The sequence below is a fragment of the Clostridium carboxidivorans P7 genome, assembly GCF_001038625.1.
Lineage (GTDB): Bacteria > Bacillota > Clostridia > Clostridiales > Clostridiaceae > Clostridium_AM > Clostridium_AM carboxidivorans.
Genome location: NZ_CP011803.1, coordinates 3,998,155 through 4,018,368, shown reverse-complemented (window position 1 = coordinate 4,018,368; position 20,214 = coordinate 3,998,155). Strand labels below are relative to the sequence as shown.

The window sequence follows — 20,214 nt, the reverse complement described above, 5'->3', positions numbered from 1 at the left end:
TAATATTAATACCATGCTTGCTTTTTTATAATTTGATATTTGAACTTTATATTCTGTTGATCTTAAAAAGTTAAATTGAGATGCGTTAAAAAATGTTTATATTACAAAAAAATTACACATATAACATAAAGTGATATGATATAATGTAATTAAAAAGTAAATGATAGTTAAAAAATATGTGTTTTAAGGGAGGAATTTCAAAATGCTAAAATCAAATGAGTTTCAAACAAATGAATCTATCTTGGAAGCATTCAAATTGGTTCTTCCATATATCAATAGAGTTGTTCGTGAAGATATGGCTGTTGGCTTGACAGATTTGAAAGAATACTTGTCATATTATAGAGCAAGAGAGTTTGAGCTTGATTTACCTGCAGGTAAGCCAATTAGTGGAATAAGTACTATAGAGGAATGTATAAGAACAGGTAAGAATACTTTTGATGATATTCCTGATGAAGTATATGGAAGACCTATAAAGACAATATTTACACCAATTTATGGGGTTGATAAAAAAATTATAGGAACTCTAAGTTCAGGCATTGATTTGAATGACAATCATAATTTGGTACAAAGTGTTAAAGAATTATCTTCTTCTATAAATCAAGTATCAGTAAATGTTGAACAAATAGCTAAAAGTGCAGTAGAGCTTTCAGACTATGGGCAGCAATCAATAGATTTAGCACATGATTTAACAGATAAGTATCGAGATACTTCAATGATTTTGGAATTTATTAAAAGTGTAGCAGCACAGACAAATCTTTTAGGATTAAATGCGTCAATTGAGGCTGCAAGGGCAGGTGAACATGGTAGGGGATTTTCAGTTGTTGCTAATGAAATAAGAAAACTTGCAGAACAATCTCATGAATCGGCAAAAAAAATTGAAGCTATATTAAAAGAAATGAATAATTCAGTTTCTGAAATTAATAAATCAATAGAATCTACGGGAAGTATCAGTGAGGAACAAGCCGCATCCACACAGGAAATATCTTCAAACTTAGAATATATAAACAGTATTACAGAACAATTAAAAAAATTTGTTCAACGATATGATTAAATAATATTTATTAAAGCACCCATTATTCAGATTGAATTTTGAGGTGCTTTTAATTATCTTTGAATATTTATGAAATTATTGTAAGGAGTAAACCTTATTTTTTATAAATAAGATATAAATATGTGTGATGTAAAAGTATTGTGTGTTAAATTGAAATGATGAAATAATATAGCAAATTTAAATTAAAAAGCTATCGTATCTTAATTTGAGATGTACGGTAGCTTTTTTAAATAACATTTTATATTTATAAATTGCTATTTAAAAATAGTTTATCATGCAAAATACTATTTTCTAATGTATTTTAATATTTTACAGCATAAAATCATGTATTATAAGTTATTATATTAAGTTATCATATACAATCATATATTACAATAATTTGCATGATGTTTTTGGATTATTCTTACAAGTAAACTTAAACCATTGAGACGTAATGCTTTTATTAAAAAATTCACGAATTTTTATACTATAGTATTTTATATGATAATAAATGACAGACTATTATAATATCATGTAATGTATTATATTATATGATAAATTATTATAAAATCATATATTGTAATAATTCACATGATGTTTTTACATTATTCTGATAAATATGTCTAAGCCATTGAAATATAATACTTTTATCAAAAAAATACACAAGTTATTCTACTGTAATATTTTATAATATAATACATGACAAAACAATATTTTATCATGCAAAATACTATTCTCTAATGTAATTTAATTTTTTACAGCATAAAATCATGTAAAATAATAATTTATCATATATAATCATATATTACAATTCAATATCATGTAGTACAATAATTTACATTAAAATGCATGATATTTGTCGCAATGTTGAAAAAAATGATCTTGGATCTTTGAGATACAGTGGTTTTGTAGAAATGTATATTGTTTTTAGTGTCATATTATTATGCAAGATAAACAAATATATTAAAGTATTTTATCATGCACTATCATATATTATCATGTATTACATGATGTTATATAAATTTAGAAAGGTGGTTATCTATATATGAAAAGAAAAGGAAAATCTCATAAGGCTTGGGTAGATGATTTATGTTTTGTAGATCTCTATTTACCAAAAGATAAAAATATAAAAAAGAAAGTGGAAGAATATAAACAATTGGAAAGGCAGCGTATGATTTTACATAAAGAAATAGCACAATTTATTACACTTTTAAAGGATTTTGAAATTAATGAGATCCTTTTAGAACAACTAAAACAACTTATATATCCTGAGTGGAAACTTGAATACAATGGAGATCGAATAAAGATATATATACCAGACGTATTACCAACAATATATATAAAAACAGCTAATGCAGCCGCCGGTTATTTTGCGAATACATGGGAGAATAATATGGCTCTTTTGATTAGAAAGTGGGAAGGATTTTCTATAGAAAAATATAAAAAAAGTTTTTGTGTGATGTAAGTTTTTTCACCCTATAAAATTTGATTGTGATAATAAATTCTTCAAACCATTGATAGATGGAATTGTGTTATCAAGGATTATAAAAGATGATAATAATACTATATTGAAATTTGGTTTTGAGGGAATTATTTCGTCCGAAAATCCTCATGTAGAAGTGTTTATTTTTGGAGACGAAAAAATACCTGAGAGCATTTTAAATGGAATAGATTAATTTTGAAAAATGTATACAAAAAACTTATTATTTAGCTCACGAAAACTCAACGTTTTTGGAACAAAAAAGTATACAAAAAGTTAAAAAAACAAGAGATTTTTTTTTGTATATACAAAAAAACTTAAAAGCCTTATATTATCAGAGGTTAAGAGGGATGATTTTTACAAAAGTTGAGTGCAACGAAGCACTTTTGACCAATTAAAGCTCTCCTGACTAGTTTTGCTTTTTTTCTATAACTGAGATGGCACCTGCTGCTTATGAAAATAATAATAATAACTAAAAATACTGATAAAAAAATGGAAGAATAAATAAGGAAAAAAGTAAAAGAAAAAAACCCTAAAAACCTGCTTTTACATTAAAAAAAGTAGAATAAAATGAGAAAAAATATGAGACAGGAGATGGAAAAATAAGATGATGTATTTACAGGAAAGGGATATAAAACTGTTAAAAATGATAGCTGCTTATGGAATTTTAAATAATGAATCCATACGTAGAATTTATGATGATAGTAGTCAATATTATATACGAAGAAAGAAGACATTGGCAGATGCAAAGTATATCATTAAAACAAATAAATATGCCTACATGGGCATAAAAGAAAAGAGATATCTAGAATCTATAGGTGAAACTGACCTAAAGCAAATCTCAGGAGATAAATACGCAAGAGAAAGATTGGAAAAAATATCTGAAGTCTTAATTCCACTCCAAAACGTGTATGAATGCTATCCGAGTTGGAAATTAAAAGATATTGAAAAACTAGCAGGTAGAAAACTACAGTCTTATGGTAAAATAAGGAGTAGGATAACCGAAAAAGAGTATTACATCTACAATCTAGGAACTTTAAAACAAGGAAAGAATATCAGCAGCCATATAAAAATAAAAGCAGCTTATATAAAACATATAAAAGAAGAAATAGTGCAAAATGCACTTATTTGGAGAAGATAAAATAAAAGAAGGAAATAGAAGAATAGAAAGAGTGGTTATTTTGCCAGGAGATGCTTTAACTATGGGGTTATATAAAAGAACACTAGATAGTTTAGGAGTAGGAGAACAAATGGTATTGCCTTTCACGGAACAGGGAATAGAACTGTTAATGGAATTAGGAAATAGGAATATAAAAGAAGAGGCCATAAAATATTTATATGGGAATGATTATGGGAAAACTGATTGGAAATATGCAGATTACACCATAGAAAATGGTAAACAAGCTATAGTTCTTATTAATAATGATGGTGAGAAGATAGTAAAGATAAGGCAGGATCAGCAGGTAAATCAATATAATTATTCTCGAAAAAGTAGTATAGCAATAATATGCTTGGAAAATCAAAAGAGAACATTTGAAAAAGAATTTCCTGAAATTGAGATTGCAATTATTCCAGATGAATTTATATGGAAATAAGCATTTCTATATAAATGAACTTATGAAAGTGGAAATTGCTACAAACTTTAAATTGTGTATTGAACAAGAACTTCTATATAAAATATTAATGTGATTTAGATATATGGGATTTTTATAATATGAATGAAGAAAGTCTGTGGCAGCTACAACAAATACAGGCTTTCTTTTTGTTGGTAGTTATACTCCAATAAATGTATAATAGATTGTATAAGATTATTATGAGCTTAAAAGATATTATAAATTACAATTTTAAGGGGAATGAAATTATATGCAAGAAAAAATTAACTTATATGTTGATGATTTAAGAGATTGTCCAGAGGGGTTTGTAATAGCACATACTGTAGAACATGCAAAATATTATCTTCAAAATTTTCAAATAAATGTACTTTCACTTGATCACGACTTAGGAACTGATGACCAAGGTAATTTACTGCCTACGGGATATGATTTGATTAAACATATCTGTGAATATGGTTTAAGAATAGAGAAAATATACCTCCATACTGACAATGCTGTTGGTAGAGAAAATATGTATCAAACCTTATTGGGAGCTCAGAGGAGAGGTTTTATAGACAAAGATATAAAAATCTATAATTATTCTGTAACACCAAACAAATACTCTTAATAATAATCGAGAGGAGTGTCTTATATGTTATATTTAGAAGATAAGAAAAGATTAGATAATATACTTCTTACAAGTAAAGATATAAAAAGTAATAAAGATGAAATTTTGAAAATTATTCCTGAGCTAATTATTTGTGTAAATTGTACTCAAAATCATCCAGCTCATATATATAAAGTATTTGATCACATATCAGAAACCGTAAATAGAGTTGAGTTTGATTTAACACTAAAATTAGCAGCACTGCTGCATGATATAGGTAAGCCTTATAAAAAAGTTTTAGTGGATAACACTGAAAGATTTTGGGGACATGAAGATACAAGTGCGGAAATTGCCAAACTTGTACTAACTAGGCTTGGTTACGATCAAGATTTAATTAATAAATTATACATTCTTATAAAATATCATGACCATAAAACATTTCCTACATCAGAAAGTATAAAAAATACAATTAATTTGGTGGGAGATGAGCTTGTGCCTTATTTATTTAAGCTGCAGACAGCTGATTTGTTATCTCATTCTGAAAAGTATTACAAACCATTAGTATCAAAATTAAATGCCTCTAAAAAGTTTTATGAAGAAATTTATTGTTCAGAAAATAGAGAGAATAAAATTAAAAGGAAAAGAATTATTACAGTTGAAGATATTTATAGAGCTAGAGAAAATATATTAAAAGGATCATATATAGGTGTGCAAAGAGTTTCAAAGATGCCTCCATTGTATAAACGTAAAGATGAATATTCTAAGGCTGTAGTTAAAATGAGAAGGTTTATCAATAAGTTCCTATAGTTACGTTAGTGGCAGGTGGAGTTGGAAATTTTAGGGATATATCTTATATAAGTGAAGTATTAGTCACCATTTTGGTTATATTGTATTTAAAGTATATATAGAGAAAATGGCATTTCAATATACTTGAACTGAACATAGATATGAGTATTATAATGCTCTGTCATAGTATTTTAATATAAAGTTTCGGAAGTAACTATTTGTTACTTCCGAAACTTTATATTGTGGTGTGTTACAAAAGAGTTTTGATATTCATATGATTTGTGAAATGTAGAAAAAGCACTAATTTATTAAATAGCATTCAATCTCTATAAAGAGTTGGGTGCTTTTTATTTTGCAAATTATGAATTTATTTCAAGATAAATATGTAGGGTTTAAATATTTTGACAAAACGTGTAAAATGATATTATGGTAATATATGAAAAAAGTAACAATTGGATTGAGAGTGTGATTTTATGAAACAGCCTAAAATATTAGATAATAAGCAGTTTGGTAAAGTTGGTGAAGAGTTAAAGGGAAAGGTCAAAAGTGGCTCTAAATTATCTATAATATCATCATATTTTACTATTTTTGCATACAAAGAATTAAGTAAAGAACTAAAAAAGATTGATAAGTTAAGATTCCTATTTACTGAACCATCTTTTGTTAAACAAAATAAGGAAATTGTAAGGGAATATTTTATAGATAAAACATCAGAGAAAAGGATTTCTGGCAATGAATTTGAAATAAAGTTAAGGAATGAAATGAACCAATCAAGTATTGCAAAGGAATGTGCTGAGTGGATTAAGGATAAGGTAGAAATTAAATCTTTAAGAAAACCTAATCCAGCACAACAAAGACTTATATACGTAGAAAATAAAGATGAGGATATTTCTATAAATGGAACAGTAGACTTTACAAGTGATGGTTTAGGTTTTTCACCATCTACAAGAATGGATATGAATACCTGTATGTATGGAAGAGAATTTACTAATCATTTTTTAACAATGTTCAATAATATGTGGGAAGATAAAACCTTAGTTGAAGATGTTAAAGCTACAGTTTTAGAGCATATGAAAGCTATATATAAAGAAAACACTCCAGAATTTATATACTTTGTTACTTTATATAACATATTTAGAGAATATTTAGAGGAAATAACTGAAGAGAATATAGTTAAAACTAGAATAGGCTTTAAGAACACGGAAATATGGAATAAGCTATACAAGTTTCAGAAGGACGGAGTTATTGGTGCTATTGACAAATTAGAAAAGCATAGAGGATGTATTCTAGCTGATTCAGTAGGTTTAGGTAAGACATTTTCAGCTTTAGCAGTGATCAAATATTATGAGCTTAGAAACTATAGGGTTTTAGTTTTATCACCTAAAAAACTTAGAGAAAACTGGACAATATATACTTTAAATGATAAGAGAAATATTTTACTTAAAGATAGATTTAATTATGATGTATTAAATCATACAGATTTAACTAGGGAGGAAGGGTATTCTGGTGAGATAAATTTAAAAACTGTAAATTGGAGTAATTATGATTTAGTGGTTATTGATGAATCACACAATTTTAGAAACAACAATTCTAGAAATGATAAAGTTACCAGATATTCTAAGCTCCTTAATGATGTTATAAAAAGTGGAGCAGAAACAAAGATATTAATGTTATCTGCTACTCCAGTTAATAATAAAATGAATGATTTAAAGAATCAAATTAATTTTATAACAGAAGGAATAGATGATGCTTTTGAAGATGAGGGAATAGTAAGCATTAAACATACTTTAAGAAAAGCTCAATTGATATTTAATAAATGGACAAACCTTCAAGAGGAAGAAAGAACATTGGATACTTTCATGGAAATGATTAATATAGATTATTTTAAATTACTTGATACAGTAACTATAGCTAGATCAAGAAAGCATATTGAGAAGTATTATAGTACAGCTGAAATTGGTAAATTTCCTCAAAGATTAAAGCCTATAAATGAAAAGTCAAAAATCGATGAATCAGATGAATTCCCAAGTTTGAATCATGTAAATAAGGTAATTAGAAATTTAAATTTAAGTACATACTCGCCACTTAAATATGTGCTTCCAGAGAAAAGAAGTGAGTATGACAAAAAATACGATACTTTTGTAAAAGGTGGACAATCTGTATTTAGGCAGGTAGATAGAGAAGAAAGTTTAGTTAGCTTAATGAGGGTAAATATACTAAAAAGAATGGAGAGCTCAATTAATTCCTTTGGAATAACAATAGCAAAACTTTTAAAGCAAATAGATTATACTCTGGATAAGATTGAAAAAAAGCAATTTGATTATGATAGCTCATTAAACATAGAGAATATTGAAATTGATGATCCTCTGCTGGAAGATTCTCTAATAGGGAATAAAGTAAAAATATTAATACAGGATATGGATTTAATTAAATGGAAACAAGATTTAGAAGATGATAAAAGAAAGCTGGAAGAACTTTTAATTGAAGCACAAAAGGTTGTAATTCATAGAGATGCTAAATTAAATAGACTGAAAATTTTAATTGAAAATAAAATAAATAATCCTATAAATCTAAACAATAAAAAGATAATAATATTTTCAGCTTTTGCAGATACAGCAAATTATCTATATGAAAGTATAGCAGCTTGGGCAAGAGACAAATTTAAAGTACATACTGCTTTGGTTACAGGATCAGGAGATAATAAGTCTACCTTAAAAGGTGTTACTAAAAAGGATTTAAATGATGTACTAACAAATTTTTCTCCAATTTCAAAGGAAAGAGAAAAAGTAAACTGTGATATAAAAGAAGAAATAGATATATTAATAGCTACAGATTGTATTTCAGAAGGACAAAATCTACAGGACTGTGATTATTTAATTAATTATGATATTCACTGGAATCCAGTTAGAATAATTCAAAGGTTCGGTAGAATAGATAGATTGGGTTCAAGAAATGATGTTATTCAACTAGTGAACTTTTGGCCCAACATGGAATTAGATGAATATATAAATCTAGAAGCTAGAGTAACTGGAAGAATGATGCTTCTAGATGTTTCTGCCACTGGTGAAGAGAATCTAATAGAATCTACTGGAAAATCAAAAATGAATGATCTTGAATATAGAAAGAAGCAATTAAAGCAACTTCAGGATGAGGTAGTAGATTTAGAAGATATTGCTGGAGGAATTTCTATAACTGATTTAACTATGAATGATTTCAAGATGGATTTAATGGAATACATGAAAACTCACAAAGAAGAGTTAGAAAAGGCTCCTTTAGGTATGTATGCAGTAACAAAAATGGAAGAGGACGAACTAAAAAATCAAATAAAGCCTGGAGTTATATTTACATTAAAACAAGTAAATATAAATGCAAAACCAGAAGAAAGTAATTCCTTATATCCATACTATATGGTTTATATTTATGAGGATGGAACGGTTAAGTATAACTATATTCATGCAAAGAAGATATTAGATTTTTATAAAAAATTATGTTCTGGAAATGGAGAAATTTTAAAGGATATAGTAGAAGAATTTAATTTAGAAACAAATAATGGCAGTGAAATGAAGAAGTATTCCAAACTTTTAGAAGATGCTATTGATAATATCATAGGTAAAAAAGAAGAAAAAGGAGTAGCTTCTCTATTTAATAAAGGCGGCACAACGGTTCAAAAAAGTTTATTTAAAGGTATAGATAATTTTGAATTAATATCATTTATTGTAATAAAGTAGGTGAGGTCATGGTAAATAAATTTTATGAAAAGATGAATATACCGGAGAATTGTAATGTTGGTAGCACAATATTTAAGAAGCTTTTTTATGAAAATGGAACTTTGACAAGTTCTGATAAGGACATATTCACAAATGACATTGAAAAAATTACCTGGAAATATTCTTTTAAAGAAGAGAACTTGAATATTAAAAGATTTAAGAATGAAGAGCTGGATTATGAAGAGATAGCTTTGATAGAAGTCTTGTTATTTAAAGAAGCAAGATATAAAAAAATATGTGAGATTGTTCAAAAGACAATACCATATCCTTTGCTAATAGTGTTAATGCATGAAGATAAGATATTACTAAATGCAGCCTATAAAAGGATAAACAAAGTTGATAATAGTAAAAATACAATTGATAATTTTGCTTACAGTAAATGGATAAATATACACAATTTAAAAGATAATGAAGTTTCGTTTATGAATTCTATAGATATAAGAAACTTTTCTTTTATAAATATGTACAAGTTCTACCAAAGTTTTGTGGAAAAACTAAATCTTCTTAATGCTTCATCTATTACGGGTGATTTTGAAGCTTTAAAAGATAGGGATATTGGAGAAGTTAATAAATTAAATAATCAAATTGAAGAGATTAATAGTGAAATAGAAAAATTCAAAATTGATATAAATAAGGAGCAGCATTTTAATAAGAGAATGGATATTAATATAAAAATAAAAAAACTAGAATTTAAGAAAAATGATATAATTGCAAAATTAAATTCTTAAAAAATAGAAACGGGGAGATGTGAATGGCTAACTTAATTGAAAACAAAATAAATAACTTAGAGGGTATTAAAGAAAAAAATATAGAAACTACAGAAAAAATAAGTGGACAAAGCTTAGATATAGTAAAAGAAAATATTTTAAAACTGAAAGAGATCTTTCCTGAAGTATTTTGTGAAGACAAAATAGATTTTGAAAGATTACAGGATGTTTTAGGAAATTACATAGATGATAAAGAAGAAAGATATAGATTTGAGTGGTATGGTAAATCACAGGCCATAAGAATGGCTCAAACACCATCAAGAGGAACTCTTAGACCATTTAGGGAAGAAAGTAAGAATTGGGATACTACAGAAAATCTTTATATAGAAGGAGATAATTTAGAGGTTTTAAAATTACTTCAAAAGAGTTATCAGAATAAAATTAAGATGATATACATAGATCCTCCTTATAATACGGGAAATGATTTTGTTTACAAGGATGATTATAAGGATAATCTGCAAAACTATTTTGAGGTGACTGGCCAAGTTGATGATGATGGTAATAAGACAAGCACTAATTCAGAATCAAGTGGAAGGTATCATACGAATTGGTTAAATATGATGTATCCTAGATTGAGGTTAGCTAGAAATTTATTAAAGGATGACGGTGTTATATTTATTTCAATTGATGATAATGAATTTGGAAATTTAAAGAAAGTTTGTGATGATATTTTTGGAGAAGATAATTTTTTGGGAAATATTGTAAGAGCAACTGGCCAAACAACAGGTCAAGATAGTGGAGGGCTAGGAAGTTCATTCGATTATGTTTTAGCATACACTAAGATTTCTGGAGTTGATTTAAGTGGATTACCTTTAACAGAGCATGATTTGAAAAGATTTGATAATGAAGATGAAAGAGGAAAGTATGCATATGATCAAATGAGAAAGACAGGAAGCAATGATAGAAGAGAAGATCGTCCTAATATGTATTACTCAATTAAAGATCCTGATGGTAATGATATATATCCTATCGCAGCTGCAGGGTATGAAAGTTGCTGGAGATTTGAAAAAAAAACATATGATAAATTAAAAAAAGATGGATTTATATTATGGAAAAAGACTAAACGTGGAGATGTGGAAATATGGTGGCCATATGTAAAATATTATTTGGAAGGTAGAACTAAACGACCATCGCCTCTTTGGAACGATTTAGATGGAAATAAGAAGGCTACAAGAGATGTAAGATTGCTTTTTGATGGAATTAAAGTTTTTGACTATTCAAAGCCAATTGATTTTATTCAACGACTTATATGTATTTCACCTAATGCAAATAATGAAGATATAATACTAGATTTTTTTTCGGGTTCAGCAAGTACTGCTAATGCAGTAATGAGTATTAATGCTGATGATTTAGGTAAACGTAGATTTATAATGATTCAATTACCTGAACAAACAGATGAAAATTCAGAAGCCTGTAAAGCAGGCTATAAAAATATTTGTGAAATAGGAAAAGAACGTATTAGAAGAGCAGGAGAGAAAATAGTCCAAAATAAAGATAAAGAAGGAATAGAAAATTTAGATATAGGCTTTAAAGTATTCAAATTAGATACTTCTAATATCAAGCCTTGGAATCCTGATTATGAAAATCTTCTAATGACCTTAGATGATACTATTGATAATTTTGTTCCAGGAAGATTTGAAGAAGATGTGGTTTATGAAGTAATGCTTAAATATGGAATTGATTTAACATATCCTGTGGACACTAGAGAAATTAATGGAAAGAAAGTATTTAGCATAGGCTTTGGAGCACTAATAATATGCTTGGATAGTGAAATTACATTAGATGTTGTACAAGGCATGGTGGATTTGAAGAATGAACTAAAGCCTGAAATTTCAAGGTTTGTATTTAAGGACAATGGCTTTAAAACGGATTCAGTTAAGACCAATGCTATAGAGATATTAAAGAGAAATGATATAAAAGATATTATGAGTATATAGGAGGGATTACTTTATGAAATTAAAATTCAACTCAGATTTAGATTATCAAAAGGAAAGTATCTCTTCTATAGTGAACATATTTAAAGGACAAACTCCTGCTCAGTCTAATTTTACAGTATCTGCTATGATGGATAAAGCAGGTACTGAAGGTAAGCTTATTACCAATTTAGGAGTAGGTAATAAGCTGGAGTTAGATGAAGAGGATATATTAAAGAATGTAAAAGAAATTCAGCTTAAAAATGGTTTGAAGCCATCTTCAGAAAAAGATATAAAGAAAAATAATTATTATTTTACTATAGAGATGGAAACAGGTACAGGTAAAACTTATGTATATTTGAGAACTATATTTGAACTTAATAAACAATATGGATTTACAAAATTTATTATTGTTGTTCCATCCGTAGCAATTAAAGAAGGAGTAATGAAGTCTATTGATATTATGACAGAACACTTTAAAGAATTATATGAGAATGTGATTTTTAAAGCATATGAGTATAAATCAAAAAACCTAGATTTAATAAGAGAATTTGCTACAAGCGATTATATAAGAATAATGGTTATGACTATTCAATCTTTTAATAAAGATACTAATGTTATAAATATGGATCACGAGAAAACCAATGGAGTTAAACCCTTAGAATTTATTAAGGAAACTAATCCTTTTGTAATAATTGATGAACCTCAAAGTACAGTCAGCACAGATAAAGCTAAAGATGCAATTGCTTCTTTAAATCCATTGAGTACAGTAGGATATTCTGCAACTCATAAGGATAAGCATAATCTTATGTTTAGATTGGATGCTGTAGATGCTTATGAAAGGCAATTGGTAAAACAGATAGAGGTAGCAAGTATAGTTTCTAAAGATAATAACAATAATGCTTACTTAAAGCTTATTAGTGTTAATAATAAAAAATCTCCTATAAAAGCAAAAATAGAAATTGATAAGTTGGAAAAAGGTGCTATAAAAAGAATTGCTAAAGAATTTAAGGTAGATAATGATTTATATGAGTTATCAGGAAATAGAGAGGTTTATAAAGGCTATCAAATTACAGAGATAAGTGCTAAAGAAGGAAATGAATATGTTTCTTTTGTTGGACATGAAGATTTGTATTTAGGAGAAGTACGTGGGGAAATAGATGAAGATCTTATTAAAAGAATGCATATTAGAAAAACTATTGATGAACATCTTAATAAGGAGCTTAGATTAAAAAAAGAAGGTATAAAGGTACTTAGTTTGTTCTTTATAGATAAGGTTGCAAATTATAGATATATAGATAAAGATGGAAAAAATCAAAAAGGTAAGTATGCTCTTTGGTTTGAAGAAGAGTATAAGGAAGCTATTAAAAATCCTAGATATAAGACCTTATTTAATGATGTAGATATTGAAAGTGAAGCAGGAATAGTTCACAATGGATATTTTGCTCAAGATAAAAAGGGAGTATTAAAGGATACTAAAGGTAATACAGCATCAGATGAAGATGCTTACAGCTTAATAATGAAGGATAAAGAAAAGCTATTAAGTTTTGACACTAAATTAAAATTTATATTCTCTCATTCGGCCTTAAGAGAAGGTTGGGATAATCCTAATGTATTTCAAATATGTACCTTAAATGAAACCAAATCTGAGTCTAAAAAGAGACAGGAAATAGGAAGAGGACTTAGACTAGCAGTTAACCAAGAGGGAGAAAGAGTTTACGGCTTTAATGTGAATACTCTTACAGTAATGGCAAATGAAAGCTATGAAGAATTTGCAAGTAAGCTTCAAAAGGAATACGAAGAAGATGGTGGCGTAAGGTTTGGTGTTGTGGAAAGTCATACTTTTGCAAATATAAAGATAACTATAGATGGAGCAGCAAGGTATTTAGATCAAGAAGGTTCAGAAAAGATATATAATCATTTAAAGGATAACAACTACATTGATGATAAAGGAAAAATTGAAGATAAATTAAGAAGTGACTTAAAAGCTAAAAACGTACAAGTTCCAGAAGAATTTAAGGAATGTGAAGAACAAATTATTGCAACACTTAAAAAATTAGCTGGTAACTTAAATGTTAAAAATGCAGGAGATAGAAAAACTGTAGCTCTAAATAAGCAAAGATATATTAGTCCAGAATTTAAAGAGTTATGGGATAAGATTAAGTATAAAACCACATATTCTGTTGAATTTAGTTCAGAAGAACTTATTAATAAATGTTCCGAAGAAATAAAGTATAATTTAAAAGTCAATAAAGCTAAATTCTTATTTACAAAGGCAGAGTTAGATATCAATAAATCTGGAACAGTAACAAAAGAAAATGATAGACGTACAGAAGAAGTAAAGAATAATAATTTTATTTTGCCCGATATAATAACCTTTCTTCAAAACGAAACAAATTTAACTAGAAGAACCTTAGTAGAAATACTGAAAAAGTCAGAAAGATTAGAAGCTTTTAAAAGCAACCCACAACAATTTATGGATGAAGCAGCTAGCATTATAAAAAGAAAAATGAGATTAATGATTGTTGATGGAATTAAGTATCAAAAAATAGGTGATGAAGAGTATTATGCTCAGGAATTGTTTGAAACTGAAGAATTAGCAGGATATTTATCAAAGAACATGATAGAGAGTGAAAAATCAATTTATCAGTATATCATATATGATTCTGGAGTTGAAGAAGATTTTGCTAGAAAATTTGAAAATAATAAAAGTGTCAAGATGTATATTAAACTTCCTGATTGGTTTAAAATACTTACACCACTTGGAAACTATAACCCAGATTGGGCTGTATTAATAGAAAAAGATAATACAGAAAAATTATATTTTATAGTAGAAACTAAGGGGAATATTTTGGCAGAAGAATTAAGGGAAAGAGAATATAAGAAAATTCAATGTGGACATAAACATTTTGAAGCACTAGAGAATGAAGTTGAATTTAGGGAAACGGATAACTTTGAAAAGTTTATTGAGAATGTGTAATTGTATTTATATTTTATGCAAAAACGACTCAATACTAAATTATTTACAAGTTTGGAGATGATAATAAATGAACAGTGAATTTGTTTCTAAGTATATTGCTATAAGTGATGCTGCTGGAAAGATATATATTAATCCAGAAGAAACATATAAATATGATGATATTATTAAAGGAATAAAGATTGAAAATAAAACTATGATGGCTGTTGATAAGTCTACATTTCAAGCTTTTGGAAGATTTACTCCAAATATGTTCAAGGTTCAAGAGTGTTATATTGCATACTTTATAAAAAATAAAGAGAGTATAATAAAATCATTAAATTCTATCAGTTCAGATGATGATATAGAAAAAATAGAAAGTAAGATATTCTCAGATATACATGCATCTCTTGAAAATGAAACAGATAAAGAGCGTCTAAATTCATATAATAGGATTAGAAAGCCTATAAATTTATATTTACAGCACATTTCATTTATGGCAAGGGAAATAAATAATAGAGAAAATCTTTCAAAGTATCTGTTATTGCCACTAGATAGGATAATTTTTGGAATAGAATTTGTTTTTACGGAAGAAAAGAGAAAGTTATTTGGAATCTCAAAAAGTAAAGGATTTGGGCAAATAAAGGAAAAAGGTTTATACGAGAAAATACAAAAATATATCAAAACGAAGGCAATTAAAATAGAAAATGAAATTGGAAAACCTTTTAAAGCAATTTACTTTGATCTTTTTTGGAATGATAGGTATATGAACAACCCCAAGAACTTGTTCTATAGCAATATTAAAACAAGGATAAATGATTTACATTTTTATGAAGAAAAGTTAGTAGGAAATAATTTTGATAAAAACAATAAAACTTTTTTAAATAATGATGAACATATTCTTAAAGAAGAATTTGATCAATCAGAAATTATCAAAAGAATGGTCAAGGCTCCTAGTTTTTATAAAAAGTATGAAAATGCAGATTTGAAGTTAAAGAGTCTGTTTATGAAATTAATAAATATGGTTGATAGAAAAGGTATATTTAACAAAGCTACAAAAATACCAGACTATAGGTTAGTAGAGAAAAATGAAAAAATAAATTTTTGCTTGATTACTTTTTTGAATAATTGTTTAGAGATACATCTTCACAGAAATAATTTATTGTTAAATTCAGATATTCTAGAATTTAGGAGACTTAAGGATGGCAGGCATAGTGGAGTAGACTGGATTGAAGTTAAAATTACAAATGAGGAAGAGCTTGAAGAAATATTCAACCTAGTTTTAAGAGTATATGAAAATATTTCATAGATGAGAAAATTACATATGTATATAGTAATAAATAAAGTTGGTTTGAACAATTAATGAAAAGTAGCTATATTCAAAACCTAATATGGTTACTTAAAAACTCTATATTAAAAATCCAGCTATAGTATGCTGACTACTACTTAATAGGGTGAAGGTCATACTATATCTGGATTTTTTAATATTTTACTGTAGCGTGCTATCTAAACCAATCTTAATTGCTCAAACTTCTTAATTTCTAATAATTTTGTTACTGCAGTAATTGTTTCTATTATTTTTTCTGAGTCTCCTATACATGTGTTTTCCCACTTTTCTATACCTAATAGACCAAAAACTAAATTTTTAACTATTTTGACCTCTTCCGGACTATTTGTTAGAGATTTTATAATTTTATTGTAATTTAATTTTTCCTTATGGCTTGGCCTAATAAACTGAAGGTTAGCCTCTTCTATGGCTTTTTTTAATTCAGATAGAGCATTTTTTAATTCTTGTATTTCTTTAATAGATAATTGTGTTTGTTTGTCCCTAACTAAGTTTTCCATTTGGTTAAATTTTTTAACATACTTAGCAGTAAAGAGTATACCTTTTGCACCCTGTAATTTGTTTCCTAACATTTCACAACCCATTTTAGTACAATTATAGCATTTATTTACTTTACCGCTAGAATCTTTGTAATTAGATTCTATAAAATAATCACTTACGGGGAAATTCTCCTTTAGTAAAACTGGTATTATGCCAAGGTTTTTGCCACTTCCATGAATATCTTTTAACAAATCTCCATGCTCCTTTCCTAACATTTTAGCTACTTCTCTGCTGTCTATAGTTAAGTCTTTCTCCACAACATTTGATAATTTGTTTTTCATTCTAATCATCCTTTCTTTAATTTTGTAGCTTTAGTTAAAGTGCATTATACAAAGTTGTTCCTATAAATCTATTATGTGACGTTTTGAATAAAATTTAGTTTTTTTGGAGTTATAGTACTTTTGTAAAATACTAAGAAGTTATATTTCAAAAAGTATACTTTGTGAAATACATATAATTTGCTTGTTTTTATGTTTCAAAAACACAACAAATTTATATAAGGGATATTTCAATTACATTGTTGTGTTTTTGAAATACATATTGTAAAATTATTATAAAAGTTAAGGGTTAGGTGATATATTTTATGAGAAAGTTTTTCTATGGTAGAGTAAGTGCAAAAGATCAGAACCCACAGAGACAAATAGATGCTGCAAAAGAAATCGGTATAAGTGAGGAATACATATTTGTAGACAAAGCAAGTGGTAAAGATTTTAAACGTCCAGAATATCAGCTGCTAAAGCGTATGTTTAGAGAAGAAGACGTTCTTTACATAAAATCACTTGATAGATTAGGGAGAAATAAACAGATGATATTAGATGAGTGGCAGGAATTAATAAAAGTTAAAAAAATAGATATTGTTGTTTTGGATATGCCACTACTAGATACAACCAAATATAAAAATATGAATGGGTTAGAAACATTAATTACTGATCTAGTTTTGCAATTATTAAGTTATATGGCTGAAGATGAGAGAATCAGAATAAAACAACGTCAAGAAGAAGGGATAAAGATTGCTCTTAACAAAGGAGTTAAGTTTGGTAGGAGGAAAATAGAATTACCAGCTGAATTTGAAGTGGTATATAAAGATTGGAAGGAAGAAAAAATAACAGCAGTACAAGCTATGGAAATGTTAAATATGAAAAGGAATACTTTTTATAGACGGGTTAAGGAGTATGAAATTAATGCATGATTTTCAATCTATATTTGAGAAAATAAGTTATAAGGTAGCAAAGGTTGCTGCCTTTTGTTTTTTGCAAAGAAATAGTTTTAATTATGTTACAAATAGAGGAATTTGGTACAAATTATAGAACATATTATATATGAAATAATTGAGATATTGTATGAATTCAATGAACCATATAATCTAAGATATAGCTTAGATTATATCTATAGAACGAAGTTAAAAATATGAGTCTACAATTGAGAAATAGTGCATATTGTAAATGAAAAAGATGTTAATGATATATGCTAAATTATTTGATTTTATTTAGCTATAAAGATTATGAACATTGATATAAGGTGAGAAATGATGGATAGACAAGTTGAATATGAAATTAGAAGAGATATGTATAATTTGAATAATAAAAAGATAGAAGAAGAATTTAATAAAATAGAGCATAAGTTAATTAGTTTTACTGGATATGAATTAATATGTTATAGCCTTTTGTCAATTGAAAATGGGTTTAGAAATGGCGCGTTCACTGGGGACAATACCTATAAAGATGCAGCTTCAAAAAGAACTATTATAGAATGGTTTTTTAAAAGGTTACTGACCAGAAAAATTGCTATTAAAGAATTTCAGTTTGATCAAAATAAATATAATAAATTTGAAAGTAATCTTCCTGAAATATTTATGTTGTGTGGTAATTATTTATTAAATGAACAGTTAAATAAGATGAGAGGAATTAATAAAATACTTATTGAAGAAAATGAAAACAATGAATATATTTTTAAGTTGCCTAGTATTAAAGATAAAATTGATTGTCAAGATACATATTATTGGGGAAAAAGTGGTGATTTGTCTCAGGCTGTAAAAGAAGCATGTTTAAAAAATGAAGCTACAAAAAAAATAACCGATAAGTATTTTAAAAGAAATCCAACTAGAGATGATCATATAAATTTAAGGAAATTTATCTTTTTAGAGAAAATAGATTTAGAGGTGTATAATGCTTGTAAAGATAATGTAAGAGTAGATATTGATAAAGTTGGTATAGATTTTTCAAGTGAAATAATTAAAGATAAGCAACAGTTAATTAATATTCTCGCAGTATTCATGTATTTATCTAAGATAAGTATTTTTAAGGATACATTATTAGATTTGAGAGGTAATCCATTATTTAAGGTGCCTATAATTTATAATAAAGAGGATTTAATAAAAATTATTAAAAGATTTTTAGATATAACTTATGATGAAATAAATAACATCATTGATTATTTTACCATTGGTAGTCAATTGATGGGAGGTATTAATGAGTATCCATTAGTCAATATTAAAAACAATATACTATGGGTACCATCATCTTTTATTATGAACGACTTTCAATTCTCCATAGTGAATGGACATTATGAAAAGAGTATTAAAATTAAAAAGAGAGATAGTACTGTTTCTCAATCAGTTGTTGATAATATTGTAACTAAATGCAAAAATTATAAAAATATTATAGTATCAAATAATAAGGTATATTTTGATAAGTTGCATAAATTCAATGGAGGAGATTTGAAAAGTGATATTGATGTCGCGTTATATGATGAAATATCTAATAGCCTTTTAATTATAGAATGTAAGTGGAAAGAAAATGTATTTTTAAAAGGTGAAAAATATGATCAAATATGTGATGCTGTTAGTCAAATATATAATAAGCAATTATATAAACATAAATATTTCTTAGAATTAAATGAACAAAATTTAGATTTGATATTTAATAACAATGAAAGGGTTAAAAATAGACCTTATTTTCCACAAGTGTTATATGTTTTTGTAGATAAACGAATTCAGTTACATTGTGAAGGAAAACATGCTTTATCAGAGTTTAATTTATTAAAGGTATTAAATGATAATTCCAGTGGTAGTATTTTGAGATTGGATAAAGTCAATTCGTATATTAATACACTAAGCACTGAGGTAGAGTACAGTAAAAAAGACATGATATCATTAATAAAACTTAATGGTAGAGTAATAAAAAATAATATATTTACATTAACCTACTAGATATAGAATAGATATTAAAATTAATATGGAGTTAGTATAAATAGGTATTATTTTAAGAATAGACTTGTATAAAAAATAAAACGTAGTGCTCTTATAAATATACTTTTAGGCAGGCACCATTAAGTAAGTCCTGGGCTACCGGAAATTCAATGGACATCATAGTAATAATATTTTTATGTATCCTTCTTTTTATCAGAATACTAGCAAATATTAAGGGGGCGCA

16 protein-coding genes are annotated in these 20,214 nt (G+C 27.1%); 15 read left to right on the top strand and 1 reads right to left on the bottom strand.

The genetic code is table 11. The features are described from left to right. The first annotated feature begins 202 nt into the window (after positions 1-202). From Ccar_RS17865 to Ccar_RS17815, 12 genes are all read left to right on the top strand, one after another. Positions 203-1,051 (top strand): methyl-accepting chemotaxis protein, encoded by an 849-nt coding sequence (locus Ccar_RS17865; RefSeq protein WP_007060577.1) that lies wholly within the window; start codon positions 203-205, stop codon positions 1,049-1,051. A 1,024-nt stretch (positions 1,052-2,075) separates the two neighbouring features. Continuing rightward, positions 2,076-2,495 carry a hypothetical protein gene (locus tag Ccar_RS17860; RefSeq protein WP_007060578.1) on the top strand — a complete coding sequence of 140 codons (420 nt, stop codon included), beginning with the start codon at positions 2,076-2,078 and terminating at the stop codon, positions 2,493-2,495. Positions 2,496-2,559: 64 nt separating this feature from the next. Then, positions 2,560-2,706, top strand: a complete 147-nt coding sequence (locus Ccar_RS26870) for a hypothetical protein (protein WP_169823847.1) — start codon at positions 2,560-2,562, stop codon at positions 2,704-2,706. Positions 2,707-3,117: 411 nt separating this feature from the next. Next, a complete protein-coding gene (locus tag Ccar_RS17855) occupies positions 3,118-3,651 on the top strand; it encodes a hypothetical protein (RefSeq protein ID WP_007060579.1) in 534 nt (177 codons plus the stop codon). Continuing rightward, a complete protein-coding gene (locus tag Ccar_RS17850; protein ID WP_007060580.1) occupies positions 3,629-4,105 on the top strand; it encodes a hypothetical protein in 477 nt (158 codons plus the stop codon). The genes Ccar_RS17855 and Ccar_RS17850 overlap by 23 nt, the downstream gene beginning before the upstream one ends. Before the next feature lie 268 nt (positions 4,106-4,373). Beyond that, the gene (locus tag Ccar_RS17845) at positions 4,374-4,730 is read left to right on the top strand and encodes a cyclic-phosphate processing receiver domain-containing protein (RefSeq protein WP_007060581.1); all 357 of its coding nucleotides are present in this window, start codon (positions 4,374-4,376) and stop codon (positions 4,728-4,730) included. 24 nt (positions 4,731-4,754) lie between these two features. Further along, positions 4,755-5,516 (top strand): HD domain-containing protein, encoded by a 762-nt coding sequence (locus Ccar_RS17840; protein ID WP_007060582.1) that lies wholly within the window; start codon positions 4,755-4,757, stop codon positions 5,514-5,516. Between the two features lie 452 nt (positions 5,517-5,968). Then, positions 5,969-9,223 (top strand): helicase-related protein, encoded by a 3,255-nt coding sequence (locus tag Ccar_RS17835; protein ID WP_007060583.1) that lies wholly within the window; start codon positions 5,969-5,971, stop codon positions 9,221-9,223. An 8-nt stretch (positions 9,224-9,231) separates the two neighbouring features. Beyond that, positions 9,232-9,990, top strand: a complete 759-nt coding sequence (locus Ccar_RS17830; protein ID WP_007060584.1) for a DUF4391 domain-containing protein — start codon at positions 9,232-9,234, stop codon at positions 9,988-9,990. Between the two features lie 23 nt (positions 9,991-10,013). Beyond that, positions 10,014-11,966 carry a site-specific DNA-methyltransferase gene (locus Ccar_RS17825; RefSeq protein ID WP_007064413.1) on the top strand — a complete coding sequence of 651 codons (1,953 nt, stop codon included), beginning with the start codon at positions 10,014-10,016 and terminating at the stop codon, positions 11,964-11,966. Between the two features lie 13 nt (positions 11,967-11,979). Beyond that, positions 11,980-14,922, top strand: a complete 2,943-nt coding sequence (locus tag Ccar_RS17820; protein WP_007060587.1) for a type III restriction-modification system endonuclease — start codon at positions 11,980-11,982, stop codon at positions 14,920-14,922. A 67-nt stretch (positions 14,923-14,989) separates the two neighbouring features. Then, complete coding sequence (locus Ccar_RS17815; RefSeq protein WP_007064414.1) at positions 14,990-16,207, top strand: hypothetical protein; 1,218 nt, start codon at positions 14,990-14,992, stop codon at positions 16,205-16,207. Positions 16,208-16,404: 197 nt separating this feature from the next. Here the strand turns inward: Ccar_RS17815 and Ccar_RS17810 are convergent, their stop codons facing one another. Next, complete coding sequence (locus Ccar_RS17810; protein ID WP_007060589.1) at positions 16,405-17,064, bottom strand: Rha family transcriptional regulator; 660 nt, start codon at positions 17,062-17,064, stop codon at positions 16,405-16,407. Between the two features lie 302 nt (positions 17,065-17,366). On the opposite strand from Ccar_RS17810, the gene Ccar_RS17805 reads away from it, so the two are divergent. The 3 genes from Ccar_RS17805 to Ccar_RS17800 all read left to right on the top strand — a co-directional run bounded on the left by Ccar_RS17805 (position 17,367) and on the right by Ccar_RS17800 (position 19,991). Next, positions 17,367-17,972, top strand: coding sequence for a recombinase family protein (locus tag Ccar_RS17805; protein ID WP_007060590.1), 606 nt, complete (start codon positions 17,367-17,369; stop codon positions 17,970-17,972). Then, complete coding sequence (locus Ccar_RS27645) at positions 17,965-18,090, top strand: hypothetical protein (RefSeq protein WP_007060591.1); 126 nt, start codon at positions 17,965-17,967, stop codon at positions 18,088-18,090. The genes Ccar_RS17805 and Ccar_RS27645 overlap by 8 nt, the downstream gene beginning before the upstream one ends. Positions 18,091-18,311: 221 nt before the next feature. Continuing rightward, entirely contained in the window at positions 18,312-19,991 is a 1,680-nt protein-coding gene (locus Ccar_RS17800; protein WP_007064415.1) for a hypothetical protein, read from the top strand. Positions 19,992-20,214: the final 223 nt, after the last annotated feature.